This window comes from Stenotrophomonas sp. LGBM10, from assembly GCF_046736075.1.
GTDB lineage: Bacteria > Pseudomonadota > Gammaproteobacteria > Xanthomonadales > Xanthomonadaceae > Stenotrophomonas.
This window is the reverse complement of sequence record NZ_CP177163.1, coordinates 4,218,813-4,241,268: the sequence shown is the minus strand read 5'-3', so window position 1 is coordinate 4,241,268 and position 22,456 is coordinate 4,218,813. Positions and strand designations below refer to the sequence as shown.

Sequence of the window (22,456 nt, the reverse complement as noted above, 5' to 3'; positions counted from 1 at the left end):
GGGCGATATCGCCCGCGCCCCGACGGGGTCAGCCAGGGGAAATCAGGGCGCGCCCAGCGCGCCCGTCGTCTGCGGTTGTTTCCAGGGCCGGGCATCGACCATCACGCCTTCCTGCAGGCGCTCCTGGCCCTCCACCACCACGCGCTCGCCGGCGTGCAGGCCGTGCCTGACCACGTACTGGCGTTCGACCTGCCCGTCGATCTCGACGGTGCGGATCACCGCCTTGGCGTCCTTGCCGATCACCCAGGCATACGCCTGCCCGCCGGTACTGCGCAGCACCGCCTGCTGTGGCAGCAGCAGCGCCGCCGGCTGCACGCCACGCGGAACCCGGGCGCGCACGAACATGCCCGGCAACAGGCGACGCTCGGGGTTGTCGACCACGATGCGCAGCACGATGTCGCCGGTGTCGGCGTCCACGTTGATCCCCGAGAACAGAATCCTGCCCTGCTCCGGATACGCCCGGCCGCCACTGCCCAGCAGGGTCACCGGCAGCCCGCGCGCCTTGTCCAGCTGGCCGGACACCACGCTGCGCTGGATGCTTTCCAGCATCGACGCCGGCTGCCGCACGTCCACATACACCTGGTCGAGCTGCCGCACCACGGCCATCGGCGCGGCGTCGCTGGCAGTCACCAGGGCCCCCTCGGTGACCAGTGCCTGGTCGATGCGGCCGTCGATGGGCGCATCGACCGTCGCATAGCGCAGATCCAGGCGGCGCCGTGCCAGCGTGGCGCGCGCCTGGGCCACGTCGGCCAGTGCCTGCTGGTGCTCCGCACGCGCGTCATCGCGCGCCTGGTGGCTGACCACCTGTGCCGCCGCCAGCGACTGCAGCCGCTCGGACTGCACACGGGTGCGCGCCAGGTTGGCTTCGCTGCGCTGGAGCATCGCCACCGCGCTGTCGACCTCGGCATGGAAGGCGGCGGGGTCGATCTGGAACAGCGGCGTCCCGGCCTTGACCTCGGCGCCCTGCTCGAACAGCCGCTTGAGCACGATGCCACCCACCTGCGCGCGGATCTGCGCGGTACGCACCGCCGCCACCCGACCGGGCAGCTCATCGTCGAGCTGGACGATGGTCGGCGACATCGTCACCACCGTGACGGCAGGTGCCGTGGCGGCCGGCGCTTCTTCCCTGGAGCAGGCCGTGGCGACGGCCATGATCGCCGCGCACACGGCGGCCTGGATCCTGTTGATGTTCATCTGCGGCACACGGGCCGGATCACCGGCTGGAATCATGAATGGTGAAGTCTGCGCGGGGCACGTGGGGTTTCGATGGAGGAAATGTGGAGATACGATGGAGCGCTAAGCACCTTCCGGCCCTGCCCGCATGCACGCCACCGATCCACCCAGCGCCAGCGCCGCGCGCTGGGACCGCTCCCTCCACGCGCTGGTCCTGATCGTCGAAGACGAGCCGGAAATCGCCGATATCGTGGCCGCCTACCTGGAACGCGAAGGCCTGCGCACGCTGCGCGCGCAGGATGGGCTGAACGCCCTGGCGCTGCACCGCAGCGCACGTCCGGACCTGATCCTGCTCGATGTGCAGATGCCCGGCATGGATGGCTGGACGGTACTCAACACGCTGCGCCAGCGCGGCGATACCCCGGTGATCATGCTGACCGCGCTGGACCAGGATCTGGACAAGCTGACCGCGCTGCGCATGGGCGCCGACGACTATGTGGTCAAACCGTTCAATCCCGCCGAGGTGGCCGCGCGTGTGCGCGCGGTGCTGCGGCGCACCCTCAACCAGCGCCCGGCTGGCGCGTCCGGCGTCCTGCGCGTGGCCAATCTGGTCATCGATGCAGAGAACCACCAGGTGCATGTGGAAGGCGACGGCTACAGCCACGAACTGCTGCTCACGCTCACCGAGTTCAAACTGCTGCACTGCATGGCCCTGGCGCCACTGCGCATCTTCAGCCGCAGCGAACTGATGCACGAATGCCTGCCGGAGAGCGAAGCCCTGGAACGTACCGTGGACAGCCATGTCAGCAAGCTGCGCCGCAAGCTCGACGAGGTCGGGCTGGAGAACGTGCCGGCCAGCGTGCGCGGTGTCGGCTACCGCCTGGCGGCGGACCGCTGATGCGCGGCTCCGGGCTGAGCCGGCACATCGTGGTCTCGATGTCGCTGATGGCGCTGTCGGTGATCGTGATGGTGATCCTCAGCTCGTACGTGCTGTACGCCATCCTGGTGACCTTCTATCCGGGCGCCACCGAGGAACCGGCGAGCTGGGTACCCAGTGGCCCCGAACTGGTGTGGATGGCGGGGGTGACGCTGCTCGGCCTGGGGCTGGCGATCGCCGCGTCGGTGCGGCTGTCGCAGCGCATCCTGGCGCCGCTCAACTCGGTGGTGGACAGCATCCGCCGCCTCGCCAACGGCGACCTCGGCGCGCGCGCCGCCGCCAGCGACCACTCGCTTGGCGAGGTGGCCCTGCTGGTGGACGACTTCAACGCGATGGCGCGACGGCTGCAGAACATGGATGCCGACCGGGTCATGTGGCACGCGGCGATCGCGCACGAACTGCGCACCCCGGTGACCATTCTGCGTGGCCGCCTGCAGGGGCTCGCCGAGGGCGTGTTCGCGCCCGACGAATCGCAGTTCCGCAGCCTGCTGTCGCAGGTCGAAGGGCTGTCGCGGCTGATCGAGGATCTGCGCGTGCTGAGCCTGGCCGACAGCGCGCGGCTGGACGTGCGCCGCGCACGCAGCGACGTGGTGCAGGAGGTGCACTCGGTGATGACGCTGGTCGATCCGGGCTTCCGCAGCGGCGGGTTCGTGCTGGAGCTGGAAACCTCGCGCGATGAACACCCCGCCCATTGCGATCCGACCCGGGTCCGCCAGGCCCTGATGGCCCTGCTGGAGAACGCCCGCCGCTACGCCACACCTGGGCGCGTGCGCATCGCCGTGCATGACACCGCCACCCATGTGGAGATCGCCGTTGACGACGAGGGCCCCGGCATCGACCCGGCACTGAGCGCGCACATCTTCGACCCCTTCATGCGCGGCGATGGCTCGCGCTCGCGCCAGCGCGGCGGCAGCGGGCTGGGCCTGGCCGTGGTCAAGGCCATTGCCGATGCGCATGGCGGCCAGGTCTGGTGCACCGCGAGCACGCTCGGCGGTGCCCGGTTCGTCATCGCGTTGCCGCGTCAGTAGCGGTTTCGGCCTGCGCCAACCGGCGCATCCGGTTGCCCAGGCGCGCCAGGCTGTCATCGATGGTATCGAGCTCGCGCTGCTGCGCCGGCGGCAACCGCGCGCGCATCTGCTGCTGCAGCGCGGTCCACGCCGGTACGCCGCGGGCGCTGATGCGTGCCGCGGCGGCGCCTGCGTCGGCGCGTTCGGCCGCCATCGGGAGCCCATAGCCGCCGTCATCCAGCAGTGCCGCCGGGCTGACCAACTGGCCGGTGTCGCGGAGCAGTGCAAGCAGGGTGTCGCGGGCGGCGTCGATGCCCTCGCCAGAACGGCCCAACGTGTGTTTCAGCCGGTCGCGGGCGCGCAGCTCCTCGCGATGGCGCGCCGCCTGTTCCAGCAGCAACAGCGCGGAGGTGGCACGCAGCCCGCCCTGTTCAACCCAGCGGGCGCGCTCGCTCGCCGGGCGCTGCAACCACGCGGCAACCGCATCGGTGTCCAACGGCAGCTCCTGCCGCGCCACGTCGAACAACTGCTGGTAGTGCGTCTGCGCGGAGGCGAAGTAATACCCGTTGCGGGTGGCCGCCGCACGGTCGTCCAGCACCGAACGGTCGGCCAGGCCCTGCCGTTCCAGCCGGGTCAGCACGCCGTGCGGCGTGATCCGGTTCAGCCCCGGCGACGCCAGCCGCGGCACGCCCTCCTGCAGCAGCTTGCCGGTCTCCACCGCGCAGTTGTTGCTCACGAACAGGTAGCGGCCGTCGTAGCTCCAGTGCACCTGCGCGACCCGTTCGAGCAGCGTGGCGATCTCCTCGCGGTCCAGCCGCAGCGGCACCGAAGACAGGCCACGCAGTTCGAGCTGGGTGTATTCGTTGACCACCTGGTTGAGCGGCAGCACGAACAGACGCGAGGGATACGAGCCGGTCAATCCGCGCCAGCTGGAGATCTGCACGTCGCCCACGAACGCGCGGAACGACAGCACGCGGTGATACGACAGATCCATGCGACATGCCGGGCCCGGCGCACGGCCGGGTGCGCACACCACCAGCCGCAGCATGCTGTGGCCCCAGCGGCTCATCAGCTGGTCATTGCCTTCGGCCAGCAGGTAGTCCACCGCGTAGATGCGCGCGGGGTCCAGTTCCAGCAGCGATGCCGCACCCGTGGCGTCGTCGGCCTGCACCAGCGGCAGCCGCACATCGCACTCGGGCGCGTCGCCGGTGGGCCCCAGGTGTTCGGCAAACCAGGCCTGAAGCGCGGGGCGTCGGCACGCATAGTCCGGATCCAGCAGATAGTGCTCGGCGTTCACCGCCAGGAACTCGGCCGGGCTGGCGCGCTCGTAGGCGTCGGGGCTGCGCGCACTGAAATGATTGCCGGTTCGCCCCCATCGCCACGGCCGCTGCTGCCAGCCGGCCAGGTCGCGCCAGCGCGCGCTGCTCGACCAGCCACCGGCATCGGCGCGGTCCAGCACGTGGGTGAGCTCATGGATCAGCGCCGCCTGTACGGCGCGCGGCAGCGGCTGGCCGTCCTGCACCGCGTCGAGCAGCGAACGCCTCAGCGTGATCGCGCCGCTGCGCGCACGGCCGTGCACGCGGTCCGGCAGCGTGTCCGACCAGCGCACCGGCACCGGCGCATCGAAGCGGGCCTGCCAGTCGGCAGGCAGCCGCGCCTGTACCGCTGCCAGAACACGTTCGGCCGCCGTCGTCTGCCGGGCATCCAGGCCCTGCGGGTCGAGGTCCAGCTGCAGCGCCGCCTGGGCCAGCGGCGCGAGCAGCAACGCGGTCAGGACCGCCCAACGCCAGCGGCGGGCCGGACCACGTGCGCGGGGCATCAGCGTGCCAGCAGGGCCTTGGCCAGCGCCAGGTCGCTGACCTGACGCTGCGTGGCATCGCGCTCGCGCACGTGCAGCAGCGCCGCTTCCAGGCGCGCGCCACGGATGGCGCCGTCGCTGGCGACGAAGGCCGCGGCATCGTCGCGGGCATCCAGCACGACCTTGTCGTCGCTCGAGCTGGACGAGCCGGCCGACGAGGCACCGGACGCCGAACCGGCGGAGCTGCCGGCGAAACTGGAGGCCAGCGCCGACAGCGGCAGGGCAAGAACGGCGAGAAGCAGGATCGGACGCATCATCAGGGTCGTTCGCGTAGGAAAACGCAGAGCGTATAGGCTGCGTGAAGATCTGTCGCGCGTCAGAGGTCGAATACCTTGCCCGGATTCAGCAGCCCTTGGGGATCAAACGCACGTTTGACCGCCTTCATCAGCGCGATTTCCGGCGCGCTGCGGGTACTGTCCAGGTAGCCCTTCTTGACCAGCCCGATGCCGTGCTCGGCCGAAATGCTGCCATTGAAGCGGGCCAGCACCTGGGCCAGCAGCTTGGTCACGTGTTCGCACTGGGTCAGGAATTCCGCATCGGCGGTCGCGTCTGGCTTGAGCACGTTGATATGCAGGTTGCCGTCGCCGATGTGACCGAACCAGACCACGTCGAAATGCGGATACGCCTGGCCGATCAGGGCCTGCGTTTCGGCCATGAAGGCCGGCATCGCCGAGATCCGCACCGACACATCGTTCTTGTACGGCTTGTAGCGCGCCACCGACTCGGTGATGCCCTCGCGCAGGCGCCACAGCTGTGCAGCCTGCGCCTCACTCTGGCTGACCACGCCATCGCTGACCCAGCCCTGCTCCATGCACTGCTCGAACGCGGCCATTGCCGCCGCTTCCTGCGCCTCGTCGCCGGCGGCGAACTCGGTGACCACGTAGAACGGATGCACCTCGGCGAACGGCGCCTGCGCACCATGCGCCAACACGTGTTCGAGCGCGCGGTCGGTGAAGAACTCGAACGCCTGCAGCTGCATGCGCTCGCGGAACGCCGCGAACACCTGCATCAGCACCTCGAAACTCGGCAGCGCCAGCAGCATCACGTTGCTGGCCGGCGGCGGATCGGTGAGCTTGAGGGTCGCCTCGACGATCACGCCCAGCGTGCCCTCCGATGCGATCAACAACTGGCGGAAGTCGTAGCCGCTGGAGTTCTTGATCAGGCCCTTGTTGAGTTCGAGCAGCTGGCCGTCGGCGGTGACCACCGTGAGGCCGGCGATCCATTCGCGGGTGTTGCCGTAACGGATCACCCGGATGCCGCCCGCATTGGTGGCGATGTTGCCGCCAATCGAGCACGAACCGCGCGCGGCGAAGTCCACCGGGTAGATCAGGCCGTGCTCCTGGGCCGCGTTGTGCACCGCTTCCAGCGCCATGCCGGCCTGGACGGTGAGCGTGCGATCCACCGCGTCGAAGGACAGCGCCTTGTTCATGCGTTCCAGGCTGAGCACCAGCTCGCCGTTGGCCGCCACTGCGCCCCCGGACAGACCGGTGCGGCCGCCCGACGGCACCACCGCCACCTGCTGCGCCGAGGCCCAGCGCATGATCGCCTGCACCTCCTCAACACTGCCCGGCAGGGCGATCGCCAGCGGCGCCGGCACCCAGCGCCGGGTCCAGTCGCGCCCGTAGTGTTCCAGATCGGCCGCATCGGTCTTGAGCCGCAGCCCGGGGCAGTCCTGCAACAGGGAAGAGATGCGCGGGTCGGTCATGGCGTGGGCACGGAACGAGGGAAGCCCAAAAGGGTAGCAGACCGCCCGCTGCCGACTGCGCCCCCGCCCGCGCGATAGGTGCATCTGAAACCATCGCGACACCCTTTTGGCGCACTGCACAATCGCACCCGGGTTCTGGCATAGTTGCGGGCTCCCGTCCTACATGCTGCCGCTCGCCCATGTCGCCGAAGAAGACCTCGTTCCCGAAGCAGGATATCCGCGTGCTGTTGCTGGAGGGGGTAAGCCAGACCGCGATCGACGTGTTCAGCGCCGCCGGCTATTCGCAGATCGAACTGCACGCCAAGGCGCTGCCCGAGGACGAACTGAAGGCGCGCATCGCCGAAGCGCATATCGTCGGCATCCGCTCGCGCACCCAGCTCAGCGCCGAGGTGCTGGCCCATGCCAAGCGCCTGATGGCGGTGGGCTGCTTCTGCATCGGCACCAACCAGGTGGACCTTGAGGCGGCCGAGCTGGCCGGCATTCCGGTGTTCAACGCGCCCTACTCCAACACCCGCAGCGTGGCCGAGCTGGTGATCGCCGAGGCGATCATGCTGACCCGCGGCATTCCGCAGAAGAATGCCGAGTGCCATCGGGGCGGCTGGTCCAAATCAGCCGCCGGCAGCCACGAAGTGCGTGGCAAGACGCTGGGCATCATCGGCTACGGCCACATCGGCACCCAGGTCGGCGTGATGGCCGAGGCGATGGGCATGCAGGTGATCTTCCATGACATCGAAACCAAGCTGTCGCTGGGCAATGCCCGCGCGGCGATCGACCTGGACGACCTGCTGGCGCGCGCCGACATCGTGACCGTGCACGTGCCGGAAACGCCCGCCACGCAGTGGCTGATCGGCGCCGACCAGCTGGCCCGGATGCGCCCTGGCGCGCACCTGATCAATGCTGCACGCGGCACCGTGGTCGACATCGACGCGCTGGACGCGGCGCTGCGCAGCGGCCACATCGGCGGCGCGGCGCTGGACGTGTTCCCGGTTGAGCCCAAGGGCAACGGCGATGCATTCGTGTCGCCGCTGACCGCGCACGACAACGTGATCCTGACCCCGCACGTGGGCGGCAGCACGCTGGAGGCGCAGGACAACATCGGCGTGGAAGTGGCGGCCAAACTGGTGCGCTACAGCGACAACGGCAGCACCCTGTCGGCGGTCAACTTCCCCGAGGCGACCCTGCCCGAGCACGCCGACAGCCTGCGCCTGCTGCACATCCACCAGAACGTGCCGGGCGTGCTGTCCAAGGTCAACGAGATCTTCTCGCGCCACAACGTCAACATCGACGGCCAGTTCCTGCGCACCGATTCCAAGGTGGGTTACGTGGTGATCGACATCACCGCCAGCGAAGAACAGGCCGGCGCCGTACGCGAAGAGCTCGCGGCGATTCCAGGCACCCTGCGCACCCGCGTGCTGTACTGACGCCGCGCGGGGTCGCAGCCCGCGTAGAGCCGGGTTCTACCCGGCTGCCGGTGTTGCCCACGCGTCCGGTCAACAGCAGCCGGGCAGAGCCCGGCTCTACGGAGTCCACCGCGATTCAGGCGAGCGGCACCGCGGCCGCGCGGGGTCGCAACCCGCGTAGAGCCGGGTTCTACCCGGCTGCCGGTGTTGTCCCCGCGTACGGTCAACAGCAGCCGGGCAGAGCCCGGCTCTACGGAGCGCACCGCAATCCAGGCGTGCGACCGCGCGAGGTTGCCGGCAATTCATTGCGTGCGACCGCGCGGGGCCGCCGGCAATTGCGGGCCTGCGGCCGCGCGGGGCCACCGCCAGCGTAGAGCCGGGTTCTACCCGGCTGCCGCTGTTGTCCCCGCGTCCGGTCAACAGCAGCCGGGCAGAGCCCGGCTCTACGGAGCGCACCGCAATCCAGGCGAGCGGCAGCGCGCCTGTGCGAGGTTGCCGGCAATTCCAGGCGCGCGCCCCCAGCCGGGCCCGGCCCGGCGTTACCGCGCCAGCCAGCGCTTGGCCATGCGCGGCAGGGAGTCGTCGCCGTCCGGGGTTTCGATCACCGCAGCGGCCACGTCACAGATGTCGCGCCAGGCCAACGCCAGCGACTCCTCGCTGACCGCGAACTGTTCGCTGCCCAGCGCCCGCACCACGTAGCGGGCGTCGTAGTGCCAGTGCCCCGGCACGTCCTTCCGTTCCGGAATCCAGTGCTTGTCGATGTCGAACAGCACGCCATCTTCCAGCACCAGCGCACTCAGGCCGGACTCTTCCTCGGCTTCCTTCAGCGCCACCTGACCCAAGTCGCGCTCGCCGTCGGCGTGCCCACCCAGCTGCAGCCAGCGGTCCAGCTTGCGGTGATGGGTGAGCAGCACGCGTTGCCCGTCGGCGCTGACCAGCCAGGCGCTGCCGGTGAAGTGGCCGGCCAGCCGCTCGCGCAGGAAGGGGTTTTCGGGGTCATCCAGCAATGTGCTGAATTCGGCAGCCAGTGCGGCGTGTTCCGGGTGCCGGCGTGCGTAATCAGTCAGTTGGCCGCGCAGCGCGGCGTCAGCAACCACAACGGATTCAGGGTTCAGCGACATGGTGGACCGGGGATGGGACGGAATCTGCCGATTATCTCGCGCCCATGCTGCATTTGAGCTTGTGCGCAGGCTTCAGCTTTGGCTAAGGTACAGCGGGCCCCGCACCGCAGGGGCGCCCAGTCGCCATCAGGGGGCGCGGCAATGTACCGCGCACCTCACCTTTGTTCACTTAGGGAAGCACTGCATGCTGAAGTCTCTGTTGAGGGTCAAACCGGTCGCACCGGCACCGCACGTCGATGCCGGCGAGCCCATCGAAGGCAGCCTGGACGGCGAGCCCACACTGAAACGGACCCTCACAGCCAAACACCTCATCATGCTCGGCATCGGCGCGGTGATCGGCGCCGGTATCTTCGTGCTTACAGGCCAGGCCGCCGCCAACCATGCGGGCCCGGCCGTGATGCTGTCGTTCGTAATTGCCGGCTTCGCCTGCGCGCTGGCCGGCCTGTGCTATGCCGAGTTCGCGGCGATGATGCCGGTTTCCGGCAGCGCCTATTCCTACTCCTACGCCACCTTGGGCGAAGGCATGGCGTGGTTCATCGGCTGGTGCCTGGTGCTGGAGTACCTGTTTGCCTCGGCCTCGGTCGCGGTTGGCTGGTCGGCGTATCTGATCAGCTTCATCACAACCACACTGCACATGCCGTTCCCCGACGCGCTCAGCGCGGCACCCATCGCCTGGACCGGGCACGAGTTCATTGCGTCGGGCAAGCTGTTCAACCTGCCGGCGGTGCTTATCGTGGCGGCCGTGACGGGCCTGCTGTACGTCGGCGTGACCCAGTCGGCGTTCGTCAATGCGATCATCGTGGCGATCAAGGTCACCGTGATCTGCCTGTTCATCGGCTTCGGCGCAGCGCACCTGGACCCGGCCAACTGGCATCCCTTCATCCCGGAGAACACCGGCGTGTCCGGCGAGTTCGGCTGGAGCGGCGTGTTCCGCGCGGCAACCATCGTGTTCTTCGCCTACATCGGCTTCGATGCGGTCTCCACCGCTGCCGGCGAGACCAAGGACCCGCAGCGCAACATGCCGATCGGCCTGTTGGGTTCGCTGGCGGTGTGCACCATCGTCTACATCATCGTGTGTGCGGTGCTGACCGGCATGATGCCGTACCACCTGCTCGGCACCGACAAGCCTGTTGCCACCGCGCTGGAGCCCTATCCCACGCTGTCCTGGCTGAAGACCGCCGTCGAGATCGGGGCCATCGCCGGCCTGTCCTCGGTGGTGCTGGTGATGATGATGGGCCAGACCCGCATCGCCTACACCATTTCCCGCGACGGCCTCCTGCCGAAGATCTTCGGCAAGGTCCATACCCGCTTCCGTACGCCCTACTGGAGCACCGTGATCGTGGGTGTGGTCGCGGCAGCGCTCGCCGGCATGGTGCCGCTGAACGTGCTCGGCGAGCTGGTGTCGATGGGCACGCTGCTGGCCTTTGCCACGGTCTGCGTCGGCGTGCTGATCCTGCGTTACACGCGCCCGGAGCTGCCACGTCCGTTCCGCGTACCGCTGGTCTGGGTGATCTGCCCGCTGGGCGCGCTGGCCTGCCTGTTCCTCTTCTGGCAGGCGTTCGTGGTGCACTGGCACCTGTTCGTGGGCTGGACGCTGCTGGGCCTGTGCATCTACTTCGGCTACGGCATCCGCAACAGCAAGCTGAACAAGCCCTCCGCCTGATCGCTGCCGGGCCGGCCCAGTGCCGGCCCGGTCGTTTCTGCTCCATCGCGCGCGTACTGCCGCGCCAACCAAGACACCCAACACCATGTTCAAGCAACTGTGGGCCACCAAGCATCCGCACGCCGCCCATGAAGACGCCAATGGCCTGAGCCTGCGCCGCACCCTCGGCCCGTGGGGCCTGACCGCGCTGGGCATCGGCGCGGTGATCGGCGGCGGCATTTTCGTGATCACCGGCCAGGCGGCAGCCAACCACGCCGGCCCGGCGATCATGCTGTCGTTCGTGCTGGCCGCGATCTGCTGCGCGTTCTGCGCGATGGCCTACGCCGAGTTCGCCGCGATGGTGCCGGTGTCCGGCAGCGCCTACACCTATACCTATGCCACCTTCGGCGAACTGTCGGCCTGGTTCATCGGCTGGATGCTGGTGCTGGAATACGGCGTTTCCGCCTCGGCGGTGGCGGTGAGCTGGACCGGCTACTTCCTGAGCCTGCTCAGTCATTTCGACATCCATCTGCCCGCGGCGCTGGTCAGCGCGCCGCTGGACGCCCAACTGCGGCCGACCGGCGCGATCGCCAACCTGCCGGCGGCGATCCTGGTGCTGCTGCTCACCTGGCTGTGCTACGTGGGCATCAGCAAGTCCTCGGCGATGAACATGGCGATGGTGGTGCTCAAGACCGGGCTGATCGTGCTGGTGATCATCGCCGGCTGGAAGTACGTGGACCCGGCCAACTGGACCCCGTTCATCCCCGACAACGAAGGGCCGGGCAAGTACGGCTTCGAAGGCGTGCTGCGGGGCGCGGCGATGGTGTTCTTCGCCTACATCGGCTTCGAGGCGGTGTCGGTGGCCGCGCAGGAATCGCACCGGCCCCAGCGCGACATGCCGATCGGCATGCTGCTGTCGCTGGTGATCTGCACGGTGCTGTACATCGCAATGGCCGCCGTCATGACCGGGCTGGTGCCCTACCCGCTGCTGGGCACCGACGAGCCGGTGGTGACCGCGGTTGCCGCGCACCCGCAACTGGGCTGGCTGCGGATCATCGTGGAGATCGGCGCGCTGATCGGCCTGTCGTCGGTGGTGCTGGTGATGATCATCGGGCAGCCGCGCATCTTCATGATCATGGGCCGCGACGGCCTGCTGCCGCCGGTGTTCACCAAGATCCACCCGACCTACCGCACCCCGCACATCAATACGGTGATCACCGGCATCGGCATCGCCCTGCTGGCGGCCCTGTTCCCGCTGGACATCCTGGGTGAGCTGACCTCGATGGGCACGCTGATCGCGTTCGCAGCGGTCTGCGCGGGCGTACTGATCCTTCGCCGCACCCAGCCGGACCTGCCGCGCCCGTTCCGCATGCCGATGGCATGGCTGATCTGCAGCCTGGGCGTGCTGAGCTGCATCGCCCTGCTGACCGCGATGACGGCACACAACTGGATGCTGATGGGCGTCTGGACGGCGCTGGGCTTCGCCATCTACTTCTTCTACGGCTTCCGCCACAGCCGCCTGCGCGGGAAGTAAGGGGAAGAGGGAATGCCGGGCCTGCGGCCCGGCGCCAGCCAGAGCCAGAGCATTGGCTTGACGGTTGGCGTCGGTTTGGCGGGGCGGTATGGAATCGCGGGGGACGCCGTGAGAAAAAACTGGGTTTCTGGTGGAAAGCTGGAGATCGGGTCGAAAGCTGGAGATCTGGTGGGTGGCGACCATTGGTCGCCACGCCCAGCAGCCGGCTGGCAGCCGGCTCTACCTCCCCCCCCAAAAAAAACGTGCCGGCACTCGCCTCAGTACGTCCGGGGCGGGCGGGGTAGGGTTTGTGGGGGTGCGGCGTCCCCCACAAACCCTGCCCCGCCCGACCCAGCACGAATAGCCTGCTTTTAACGCTCCACGCCGCTAAAATGCCGGCATGAACAACACCCCCTACGACACCGCGCGCCTGGGCGAACTGGCCCAGCTGCTGATCGACAACGTCCGCGAGCTGGCCCAGGCCGGCTGGACCCCGGCCACCAGCAGCAACTTCTCCCACCGCCTGGATGACCGCCACGCGGCGATCACCGTGTCCGGCAAGGACAAGGGGCGGCTGGTGGAGGACGACATCATGGTGGTGGACTTCGACGGCAAGGCCGTCGGTCGCCCGCTGCGGCCCTCCGCCGAGACCCTGCTGCACACGCAGCTGTATCGCCGTTTTCCGGAGATCGGCTGCGTGCTGCACACCCACTCGCCGGTGCAGACCGTCGCCTCGCGTCTGTACGCGCCGCAGGGCCACATCCGCCTGGAAGGCTACGAACTGCTGAAGGCCTTCCACGGCAACAGCACCCACGACATGGCCATCGACGTGCCGGTGTTCGCCAATACCCAGAACATGGACGAGCTCTCCGCCCAGGTCGAGGACCTGCTGGACCGGCAGTGCCTGTGGGGCTACCTGATCGACGGGCACGGCCTGTACGCCTGGGGCCGCGACATGCCCGAGGCGCGCCGCCACCTGGAAGCCTTCGAGTTCCTGCTGCACTGCGAACTGGAACTGCGCAAGCTGCGCGGGTCCTGATCGACGCCGCGTCGCCCGGGCACCGCCTGGGCCGGCCAGCGACCGGCGCTACCGGTGCGGCGGCCGGGATACTGAGTTCCAGGACAGGGTGTCGGGTTGCCGGGCAGCGCCCGGCACTACACACTGTTGCCCCCCACCGCCGTTCAAGCTGCCGCCATGAGCCGACTCCGCATATTTGATGACAACGCCCCCGACGCGCCGCTGTTCGACAGCCGCGACGGTGCCGCGATCGCCGCCGAACTGACGAAGATCGGCGTCACCTTCGAACGCTGGCAGGCCACCCAGGATGTTGCGCCGGGCGCCAGCCAGGACGAGGTCTTTGCCGCCTACAAGGCCGACATCGACCGCCTGGTCGCCACCCACGGCTTCAAGAGCGTGGACGTGGCCTCGATCGCGCCGGACAACCCCAACCGCGCCGAACTGCGGAAGAAGTTCCTCGACGAACACTTCCACAAGGAAGACGAGGTGCGCTTCTTCGTTGCCGGCTCCGGCCTGTTCACCCTGCACGTGGACGGCAAGGTGTACGAGATCGAGTGCGTCAAGGACGACCTGATCGCCGTGCCCGACGGCATCACCCACTGGTTCGACATGGGCGAGGAGCCGAGCTTCGTGGCGATCCGCTTCTTCACCGAGCCGGACGGCTGGGTCGGCCACTTCACCGGCAGCGACATCGCCCAGCAGTTCCCGCGTTACCACCCCGCACAGCACCAGGCCGACTGACCCATGCCCCACCCCACCGTCATCCTCACCGACATCGAAGGCACCACCAGCAGCATTTCGTTCGTCAAGAACGTGCTGTTCCCGTATGCGCGCCAGGCGCTGCCGGCGTTCGTGGCCGAGCACGGCCAGCAACCGGAGGTGCGTCGCTGGCTGGATGCGGTGGCGGTGGAGATCGGCGGCGCCTGCCAGGACAGCCTGATCGTGGAAACGCTGCAGGGCTGGATCGACCAGGATCGCAAGCACACCGCGCTCAAGGCGCTGCAGGGCATGATCTGGGAGAGCGGCTACCGCAACGGCGATTACAAGGCCCACTTCTACCCCGAGGTGGCGGCCGTGCTGAAGGGCTGGCACGCCGAAGGCAAGCCGCTGTACGTGTACTCCTCCGGCTCGGTGCCGGCGCAGAAGCAGTTCTTCGGGTTCAGCGAGGCCGGCGACCTGACCGGCCTGGTGTCGGGCTGGTTCGACACCGAAGTGGGCGGCAAGCGCGAGGCGGACAGCTACCGCCGCATCGTCGAAGCGATCGGCGTGCCCGCCGGTCAGATCGTGTTCCTGTCCGATGTGGTCGAGGAGCTGGACGCGGCGCGCGACGCCGGCCTGCAGACCCGCCTGCTCGACCGTCTGGACGACTACCCGATGCCGCGCAGCGGCGAGGCCACCCACGGCCACGAGCGCGCCGAGAACTTCCAGCAGATCGCGCTCTGAGCCGAGCTGCCTGCCCCTGTACGGAGAACACCCGAGATGGACATCGATTTCATGGTCGGCACCACGCCGGTCAAGCTCACCCGCGACTGGTTCTGGGGCGGGATGAAGCTGGTCAGCGCCGATGAAACGGTGTGGGTGCAGCACCCTGCCCACCCGGGCACGCATTTTTCCTTCACCACCACCCAGTCCTGGCTGCGGCGCATCGCCGGCCAGGAGGTGATCGTGGAAAAAACCCGCTCGATCCTGTTCGCTGCCTTCCGCGAACAGCGCTTCCGCGTGCTGGTCAACGGCATCGAAGTGGTCAACCGCAGCGGCATGTAAGCCGCTGCGGCGGCGCGATCAACGCGCGGCGCTGGGGTCCGCCGGCGGCACCAGTGCATCGGCCAGCGACTGCACCCGCAACGCGCGGCGCAGCGTGGCCAGGTCGGCGTCTGCCGTGAGCTTCACCTGCACGGTTTCGCCGGGCAGCAGCGTCAGCGCGTTGTCCTGCAGCACCGCATCCAGCCCATCGAACCCGATCCACACCGCACGCGCCAGCCGGTCGCTGCGCACGGACAGGCGGTAGCCATCGCCGTCGCGCTGCAGTTCGCTGTGGATCTGCGGCCGCGACAGCGCCAGCGCCTTGGCCACATCGAAGTACACCACGCCCTGCGACAGCACCTTGCCGCCGCCATCCAGCAGCTCGACCACGGCCACGGTGCGGTGGGGATCGGCCTGGCCAAGCAGCGCCGCATCGTCCAGCCGCGCCACCTCCAGCGCCGCGCCCGGCGGCACCGTCACGGCGTGCTGCTGGCGTGTGTGGACGCGACCATCGAGGTCCATCACCCGCAGCCGCCACTGCCCCACCAGCGCGTCGCGGCGGTCGTTGAGCAGGCTGATCCGGGTGGTGCCGTCGTCGTCACGCAGCGCGGCCACCGCGTGGTCGGCGAAGAAACGGCGCGCCTGGAAATGCAGTGCCTTCCAGCGGCCGGCGTAATCGATGCTGGACCACGACGCGCCCGGCCATACATCGTTGAGCTGCCAGTACAGCGAACCCATCGTGTACGGCCGCGACGCGCGGTGGTGCAGTGCGGCCAGCGCGATGCCCTCGGCCTGCATCACCTGGCTGAGGTACACGAACGTGGGGAAATCGCGCGGCGTGCCGTAGCCCTCCTCGATGTACTTGAGCAGGCGCTGGTTGCCCTCCCCGGCCATGAACTTCTGGTGCGCGCGCACGGTCAGGCTGTCCACGCGCTGCTCGGCGGCGGGAATGATGCCGTCCAGCGTGCGCAGCGACGGCCATGCCTGCAGCCCGTATTCGGACATGAAGCGCGGGGTCTCGCGCAGATAGGCGGTTACCGGCAGCGCCGGATTGCCCCAGACCTGCCAGTAGTGCTTGTCGCCACGGGTGGAATCGTTGGCCTTCTCGTCCAGGTCGTTGCCGGGCGAGCTGGACCAGTACGGCACGCCCAGCCCTTCCTCGGCCACCACTTCGCGCAGATCCTGCCCGAACAGATCGACATAGCCCTGCCAGACCTTCGCCGCGAAGGCCGGGTCGGCTGCGGTCAGGTCGCGACCGTGGCCCCAGTCTTTCCAGGCGGTCTCTTCCTCGTTGTTGCCACACCACAGCACCACGCTGGGGTGGTGGCGCAGGCGGCGCACGTTGTCGCGCGCTTCGGCGACCACATTGGCCCGGAACGCCGGATCGTAACCGGGCTGCATGCCGCCCCCGAACATGAAGTCCTGCCAGACCAGCAGCCCCAGCTCATCGGCGATGTCGAAGAACGCGTCGTCTTCGTAATAGCCGCCGCCCCAGTTGCGCAGCATGTTCATGTTGGCGTCGCGCGCGGCCGTCAGTTCGCGGCGGATGCGCGCCGGGTCGACCCGCGCCGGGAACATGTCGAAGGGAATCACATTGGCGCCCTTGCCGAAGATCGGCACGCCATTGATCACGAAAGCAAAGCCCTGGCCGCCGGTGCGGTCGGCCTCGCGCCGCAGCTCCACGGTGCGCAGCCCGATGCGGCGCTCCATCCGCAGGGCCGTCGCGGTGTCCGGCGCGAGGGTGGCACGCACGGTATAGCGTGCCTGCTCGCCCTGCCCCACCGGCCACCAGCGGCGCGGCGCCGGCAGCACCACCGGCACCGCCACGCGGTTGTCGCCGGCCTGCAGTACGGCGCGCGGGTCGAAACGCCGCAGCACGCGCCCGTCCGGATCAATCAGTTCAATGCGCAGTGCCGCCGTACCGGTAGCCGCGCTCTCCACCTGCACCGCGATGTCCAGCTCGGCCTTGTCCGCATCCAGGCTGCGCGTATGCACGGCCAGATCGGTCAGACGCTGCGCATCCCAGCTCTCCAGCTGCACGGGGCGCCAGATGCCGGCGGTGACGTAGCGCGGGCCCCAGTCCCAGCCGAAGTGGTACCCGGGCTTGCGCACGAAGTTGCCGACCATCGCATCCTTGGGCTCGTCCCCGTACGGCGATGGGTAGTTGCCGGCAATTTTATGGGGCATTGCCTGCACGCCCGGCAGCAGCGTGGTGATCGGCGAGCGCAGCACGACCCGCAGTTCATTGCCGGTGGGGCGCAACCGCCCGTCCACCCGCGCCCGCCAGGTGCGGTGGCTGTTGTCGGCCCGCAGCAGCGGCGCGCCGTTGAGCTCGACCGTGGCGAACGTGTCCAGACCCTCGAAAGCAAGTTCGGCATGCGCCCTGGCCAGGGTGGCCGCATCCACGTCGAAGCGGCCGCGGTACTCCCAGTCGGCCAGGCCGATCCACTGCAGGCCTGCCTCCGGCGCGCCCACGTAGGGGTCCGGGATCAGCCCCTGGGCCAGCAGATCGGTGTGCACCGCACCAGGCACCTGCGCAGTGCGCCAGTCGGCCAGTTGCGGATGCGCAGCCAGCCGGGCATCGCCGGGCAGCAGGCGGAACGACCACTGCGCCTGCAGCGGCGCCGCCGACAGCGGCAGCGCCCCCAGCAGCAGCAACAGCGACCCGACGATCAGACCGAAACGACGCATCCGCATGTGCTGCTCCCTGTTTTCTTCAACGCACCACGTTGAGCACTTCGTAGCAGGCGCCCATCGTGTGGTAGTCGGTCTTGCCGGCCGGGCTCTTCTCGTCGCTGTACTTGCGGTTGTCGGCATCCAGAATGCGGTACCAGGCACCGTAGCGATGGTCGATCATGTGTGCCCACGCATAGGCCCACAGCCGGTCGTACCACGCCCAGTAGGCGTCATCACCGGTTCGCGCCGCCAGCAGGGCGGCGGTGGCCAGCGATTCGGCCTGCACCCAGAAATACTTGTCGTCGTCGCAGACGCTGCCATCCGGTGCAAAACCGTAGTACAGGCCACCGCGTTCTTCGTCCCAGGAACGGGCCACGGCGGTGTCGAACAGATGGCACGCGGTCGGCACCAGCCAATCGGCCTGCACGTGCCGATCCAGGATCAGCAGCAGCTTGGCCCATTCGGTCTGGTGGCCGGGCTGGAAGCCCCACGGGCGGAACAGGTGCTTGGGATTGTCGCGGTTGTAGTCCCAGTCGATCTGCCACTGCCGGTCGTAGTGTTCCCAGACCAGACCGTCGGCCTGCGCGGCCTGGCGGCGCGTCATGTGGTCGGCCAGCAGCAGCGCGCGACCGAGATAGCGTTGCTCGCCGCTCGCCTCGAACGCGGCAAGCATCGCCTCGCACATGTGCATGTTGGCGTTCTGGCCGCGGTAGTCGCTGAAGGTCCAGTCCGCATCGGCCTCGTCCTTGTACAGCCCAAACGCGGGCTCCCAGAAACGGCTTTCGAGCAGCGTCCAGGTTTCGTCCATCCAGGCGCGCGCCTCGCCGATGCCTGCCTTCAGCGCGCAGCTGTAGGCCAGCAGCACGAAGGCCACGCCGTAGCAGTGGTTGGTGGCATCCTCGACGACACCATCGCGCAGGGTCCAGGCATAGCCGCCCGTGACGGGGTTGCGATGCACCTCGCGCAGGAAGCGGATGCCGTGCTCGACCGCCTTGAGGTCGTCGGGGTTGCCGAACTCGCGGTACGCCATCGCGTGGTTGAACACGAAGCGCGTGCTGCTGACCAGATGGCGGTGGCTGGCGTCATAGACGCTGCCGTCGTCACGGAAGTAATGGAAGAAACCGCCCTTCGGGTCGATTTCGTTGGGCTGGTAGAACGCCATGCTCTGCGCGATGTGGGCGCGCAGGAAGTCAGGCGAACGGAAATCGGGTTGCGGCGGAATGGGCGTGGTCATGCGGCGTCATCCTGTTGTTGCTGCAGCAGTTGCTGGACTTCATCGAGGCTGGGCATGGCCGCGAACGCGCCCTTGCGGGTGACCGCAAGCGCGCCCACGGCGGCACCGAAGCGGATCGCCTCCACGAGCGCGGCCGGGTCCTGGCAGAACGCTGCGAATGCGCTGCCATCACCACCGCGCTCACCGATGCCAAACAGCAGCCCGCCAACGAAGGCGTCGCCGGCGGCGGTGGAGTCAACGGTCTGCACGCGGAAACCGGTGAGGACGCCCTGCGTGTGGCGGGTGAACCAGCGGATCGGGGCGGCGCCATCGGTGATCACCACGGCCTGGGCCTGTGCGGTCAGCAGGCGCTGTACCACCGCCTCGCCACCGCCGGCCTGCGCAACGGCCAGGTAATCCAGTTCCTCCCGCGAGAGCTTGACCAGATCGGCCAGCAGCAGCGCTTCCCACAGGCGCGGCAGCGGGTCCACACCTGCCGGCCACAGGGCCGGACGCAGGTTCAGATCGATGCTGACCATCGCCCCTGCCGCGCGCGCGCGGCGCATGCCGTCCAGCGTGGCCTCGGCGATGTCGGCCTCGGTCAGGCTGTTGGAGCAGACGTGGAAGCTGCGCGTGCCCTCAAAGCAGTTGGGATGGAAGTGCGCGCTGCGGAACAGCAGATCCGCCGCCGGCGGACGGTAGAAGCTGAAGCTGCGTTCGCCGCTGGCGTCCAGCGCCACGAACGCCAGCGCGGTCTTGGCCGCGTCGGTGCGCACGATGCAGTCGGTGGCCACGCCGGCGCTCGCCAGGCTCTCGGCCAGGAAGTCGCCGAACATGTCCTGCCCCAGCATGCCGGCGAAGTGCGTATCGGCACCCAGCCGCGCGGCAGCCACCGCGACGTTGGCCGGGGCACCGCCGGCGTACTGCAGGAAGGCGCGCGGGGTATCCGGCGAGGCCGGTGGCTGGGCGAGTAGATCGATCAAAATCTCGCCGAAACAAACAATCTTGGACATCGTGCCCTCACGCTCCCTGGCGGAATCCGACCGCCGGGCGCGAGCCCGACAGACCGTAGAAAATGATGTAGCCGTAGCACAGCAGCGGCAGGATGAACGACTCATGCAGGCCGATCTGGTCAGCCAGCAGGCCCTGCAGGTACGGCACCACCGCGCCGCCGACGATGGCCATGATCAACAGGCTGGACGCCTTGTTGGTCAGCGTGCCGAGGCGTTCGATGCTCAGCGCGAAGATGGTCGGGAACATGATCGAGTTGAACAGGCCCACCGCCACGATCGAGTACAGCGCCACCTGTCCCTGGCTCAGCATGGTCAGCGCCAGCAGCGCCACGTTGATGCCCGCGAACAGGGTGAGCAGCACGCGCGGCGAGAACCGGGTCATGATCGCCGAGCCGGCGAAACGACCGATCATCGCCAGCGTCCAGTACGCCGACACGTAGTGGGTGGCTTCCTTCTCGGTGAAGCCGCCGATGTTGGGCAGCGACAGGTAGTTGACCAGGAAGCTGCCGATGGACACTTCGGCACCCACGTAGAAGAAGATGGCCAGCACACCAAACAGCACGTGGCGATGGCGCAGCGCGTCCATCAGCGTGTGCTTGCCGGTATCGGCCTGCTCGGTGGTTTCCGTCAGCGCCGGCAGGCGGAACAGATAGACGAACACCGCCAGCAGGAACAGTGCCACGGCCAGGCCGACGTACGGGCCCTGCACCGACTGTGCTTCCTGCACGCGGTAGGCGATCTGTTCGGCACCCGGCAGCGCCTTGATCTCCTCGGCGCTCTTGACCGTGTTGCCGAGGATCAGCAGGCCGCCGAAGATCGGCGCGATCGCCGTGCCCAGCGAGTTCAACGCCTGGGCCAGGGTCAACCGGCTGGAGGCGGTCTGCTCCGGCCCCAGCAGCGCCACATACGGATTGGCCGCCACCTGCAGCACGGTGATGCCGGTGGCCAGCACGAACAGCGCACCGAGGAAGCCCTCGTACACGCGCAGCTCGGCCGCCGGCCAGAAGCCGAGCGCGCCCACCGCGGCGATCGCCAGGCCGGCCACGATGCCCTTCTTGTAGCCCAGGTGCGCCACCAGCCGGCCGGCGGGCAGCGACATCAGGAAGTAGGCTCCGAAGAAGGTGAACTGCACCAGCATCGCGCGGGCGTAGTTCAGTTCGAACACCGCCTTCAGGTGCGGAATGAGGATGTCGTTGAGGCAGGTAAGGAAGCCCCACATGAAGAAGATGGTGGTCGCCACGGCCAGCGCGACGCGGGTGTTGACCACGGGTGCGGCGGACGATGAGGCGGGCAGTCGGGGCGTTGGGGAGATGGGCATTCAAGTACGCGCCTCAGTGCGCGAGCAGGTGATAAGGGAAACCATCAGGCGAGCGTGGTACCGCTGCTGTCGCGGACGCGCAGCTGGACGGGTGCAACGGTGCGCTGCGGCGCGGCGTCGGGGTGATCCAGACGCTGCAGCAGCAGTTCCGCCGCCTGTCGGCCGCGCGCGCGCGGATCGACGGTCAGCGTGGTCAACGGCGGCATCGCCACCGCTGCTTCGGAAATATCATCGAAGCCGGTGACCGCGAAGTCGCGGCCCGGCTGGACGCCACGCGAGGCCAGGCCCAGCATCAGCCCCAGCGCAACGCTGTCGTTGTAGCAGACCGCCGCGGTCGGCGCGGTTGCGGCAGCGAACAGTTCGCCGGTGCGGGCTGCTGCGTCCAGGCGGCTCGGCGAAGTTTCAATCAGCCATTCCGCCTGCGTCTCCAGCCCGGCCTCGTGCATCGCCTGGGCGTAGCCGGTGCGGCGCTGATGGCACGAGCTGGACACTGCGTGGCCACCAAAGAACGCGATGCGGCGGTGACCGCGTTCGATCAGGTGACGCGTGGCCAGATACGCGCCCTGCTGGTTGTCCAAGGTCAGGAAGTCCCAGTCCGCGCCGGGCAGCTCGCGGTTGAACAGCAGTACGTTGGCGTGCCCCAGTACCTGGCGCAGTTGACCGGCATCGCTGCCTTCGGCCGGCGACAGGATGAGCCCGGCCGGCATGTGTTCCATCAGCGTGGTCAACACCGCCTGCTGCCGCTCCGGCGATTCGCCGGTGCTGCCCAGCAGCGTCACGAAGCCTTTGCCGCCCAGCGCCTCGTCAACCCCGGACGCGAATTCGGCGAAGAACGGGTTGGACAGGTCGTTGATCACCAGTGCGATGCTGGACGAGGTGCGGCGGCGCAGGTTGGCCGCGCCACGGTTGTAGACGTAGCGCTGCCGGCGCAGCTCGGCCTCGACCCGCGCGCGGGTATCGACGTTGACCAGCGGGCTTCCCCGCAACACCAGCGACACGGTGGCGCGCGACACGCCGATCGCCTCGGCGATATCGGTCACCGTGACGGCGCGCGCGCCCTTGCCGGCAGGGGAAGCTTTGTCGTTCATCGTGTGCTGGGGCTCCTTGGCATCGTGCAAG

The 22,456-nt window shown here is 68.4% G+C and carries 19 protein-coding genes; 9 read left to right on the top strand and 10 right to left on the bottom strand.

All coding sequences use genetic code 11. The annotated features are described in order from the left end of the window. Positions 1-42: 42 nt before the first annotated feature. Positions 43-1,194, bottom strand: coding sequence for an efflux RND transporter periplasmic adaptor subunit (locus tag ACLB90_RS18720; RefSeq protein ID WP_411850859.1), 1,152 nt, complete (start codon positions 1,192-1,194; stop codon positions 43-45). A 127-nt stretch (positions 1,195-1,321) separates the two neighbouring features. On the opposite strand from ACLB90_RS18720, the gene ACLB90_RS18715 reads away from it, so the two are divergent. Both ACLB90_RS18715 and ACLB90_RS18710 read left to right on the top strand, forming a co-directional pair. Then, entirely contained in the window at positions 1,322-2,071 is a 750-nt protein-coding gene (locus tag ACLB90_RS18715) for a response regulator (RefSeq protein WP_411850858.1), read from the top strand. Further along, on the top strand, positions 2,071-3,138 hold the full coding sequence (locus ACLB90_RS18710; protein ID WP_411850857.1) for an ATP-binding protein: 1,068 nt from the start codon (positions 2,071-2,073) through the stop codon (positions 3,136-3,138). The genes ACLB90_RS18715 and ACLB90_RS18710 overlap by 1 nt, the downstream gene beginning before the upstream one ends. On the opposite strand, the gene ACLB90_RS18705 is transcribed toward ACLB90_RS18710, so the two are convergent. From ACLB90_RS18705 to ACLB90_RS18695, 3 genes are read right to left on the bottom strand one after another with little or no spacing between them, the layout of a single operon-like run. Beyond that, complete coding sequence (locus tag ACLB90_RS18705) at positions 3,116-4,936, bottom strand: DUF4105 domain-containing protein (protein ID WP_411850856.1); 1,821 nt, start codon at positions 4,934-4,936, stop codon at positions 3,116-3,118. The two genes, ACLB90_RS18710 and ACLB90_RS18705, sit on opposite strands and share 23 nt — an antisense overlap. After that, positions 4,936-5,232 (bottom strand): DUF2388 domain-containing protein, encoded by a 297-nt coding sequence (locus ACLB90_RS18700; RefSeq protein WP_411850855.1) that lies wholly within the window; start codon positions 5,230-5,232, stop codon positions 4,936-4,938. The genes ACLB90_RS18705 and ACLB90_RS18700 overlap by 1 nt, the downstream gene beginning before the upstream one ends. Positions 5,233-5,291: 59 nt before the next feature. Continuing rightward, a complete protein-coding gene (locus ACLB90_RS18695) occupies positions 5,292-6,680 on the bottom strand; it encodes an FAD-binding oxidoreductase (protein WP_411850854.1) in 1,389 nt (462 codons plus the stop codon). Positions 6,681-6,859: 179 nt separating this feature from the next. Between ACLB90_RS18695 and serA the strand changes: the two genes are divergently transcribed. Beyond that, the gene (serA, locus tag ACLB90_RS18690; RefSeq protein WP_411850853.1) at positions 6,860-8,101 is read left to right on the top strand and encodes a phosphoglycerate dehydrogenase; all 1,242 of its coding nucleotides are present in this window, start codon (positions 6,860-6,862) and stop codon (positions 8,099-8,101) included. A gap of 518 nt (positions 8,102-8,619) precedes the next feature. Here the strand turns inward: serA and ACLB90_RS18685 are convergent. Next, positions 8,620-9,201 (bottom strand): NUDIX hydrolase, encoded by a 582-nt coding sequence (locus ACLB90_RS18685; RefSeq protein WP_411850852.1) that lies wholly within the window; start codon positions 9,199-9,201, stop codon positions 8,620-8,622. 184 nt (positions 9,202-9,385) lie between these two features. Here ACLB90_RS18685 and ACLB90_RS18680 point away from each other — a divergent pair, with 184 nt between their 5' ends. From ACLB90_RS18680 to ACLB90_RS18655, 6 genes are all read left to right on the top strand, one after another. Beyond that, a complete protein-coding gene (locus ACLB90_RS18680; RefSeq protein WP_411850851.1) occupies positions 9,386-10,864 on the top strand; it encodes an amino acid permease in 1,479 nt (492 codons plus the stop codon). Positions 10,865-10,949: 85 nt separating this feature from the next. Further along, entirely contained in the window at positions 10,950-12,377 is a 1,428-nt protein-coding gene (locus ACLB90_RS18675; RefSeq protein WP_136003982.1) for an amino acid permease, read from the top strand. A gap of 379 nt (positions 12,378-12,756) precedes the next feature. Beyond that, entirely contained in the window at positions 12,757-13,395 is a 639-nt protein-coding gene (locus ACLB90_RS18670; protein WP_411850850.1) for a methylthioribulose 1-phosphate dehydratase, read from the top strand. Positions 13,396-13,551: 156 nt separating this feature from the next. Then, positions 13,552-14,115 carry a 1,2-dihydroxy-3-keto-5-methylthiopentene dioxygenase gene (locus ACLB90_RS18665; protein ID WP_411850849.1) on the top strand — a complete coding sequence of 188 codons (564 nt, stop codon included), beginning with the start codon at positions 13,552-13,554 and terminating at the stop codon, positions 14,113-14,115. A 3-nt stretch (positions 14,116-14,118) separates the two neighbouring features. After that, positions 14,119-14,817, top strand: coding sequence for an acireductone synthase (mtnC, locus tag ACLB90_RS18660; protein ID WP_411850848.1), 699 nt, complete (start codon positions 14,119-14,121; stop codon positions 14,815-14,817). A gap of 36 nt (positions 14,818-14,853) precedes the next feature. After that, positions 14,854-15,138: a hypothetical protein gene (locus ACLB90_RS18655; RefSeq protein ID WP_017355462.1), complete on the top strand. Its 285-nt coding sequence runs from the start codon at positions 14,854-14,856 to the stop codon at positions 15,136-15,138. Between the two features lie 18 nt (positions 15,139-15,156). Here the strand turns inward: ACLB90_RS18655 and ACLB90_RS18650 are convergent, their stop codons facing one another. The 5 genes from ACLB90_RS18650 to ACLB90_RS18630 are packed head-to-tail and all read right to left on the bottom strand — an operon-like array spanning position 15,157 to position 22,425. Further along, positions 15,157-17,808 carry a beta-mannosidase gene (locus ACLB90_RS18650; RefSeq protein ID WP_411852798.1) on the bottom strand — a complete coding sequence of 884 codons (2,652 nt, stop codon included), beginning with the start codon at positions 17,806-17,808 and terminating at the stop codon, positions 15,157-15,159. A gap of 25 nt (positions 17,809-17,833) precedes the next feature. Then, positions 17,834-19,027, bottom strand: coding sequence for an AGE family epimerase/isomerase (locus ACLB90_RS18645; RefSeq protein WP_411850847.1), 1,194 nt, complete (start codon positions 19,025-19,027; stop codon positions 17,834-17,836). Continuing rightward, complete coding sequence (locus tag ACLB90_RS18640) at positions 19,024-20,019, bottom strand: carbohydrate kinase family protein (RefSeq protein ID WP_411850846.1); 996 nt, start codon at positions 20,017-20,019, stop codon at positions 19,024-19,026. Before ACLB90_RS18640 ends, ACLB90_RS18645 begins: the two co-directional genes overlap by 4 nt. Positions 20,020-20,026: 7 nt before the next feature. Beyond that, positions 20,027-21,337 (bottom strand): L-fucose:H+ symporter permease, encoded by a 1,311-nt coding sequence (gene fucP / locus ACLB90_RS18635; RefSeq protein WP_411850845.1) that lies wholly within the window; start codon positions 21,335-21,337, stop codon positions 20,027-20,029. A 44-nt stretch (positions 21,338-21,381) separates the two neighbouring features. Further along, positions 21,382-22,425, bottom strand: a complete 1,044-nt coding sequence (locus tag ACLB90_RS18630) for a LacI family DNA-binding transcriptional regulator (protein ID WP_411850844.1) — start codon at positions 22,423-22,425, stop codon at positions 21,382-21,384. Positions 22,426-22,456 lie beyond the last annotated feature (31 nt).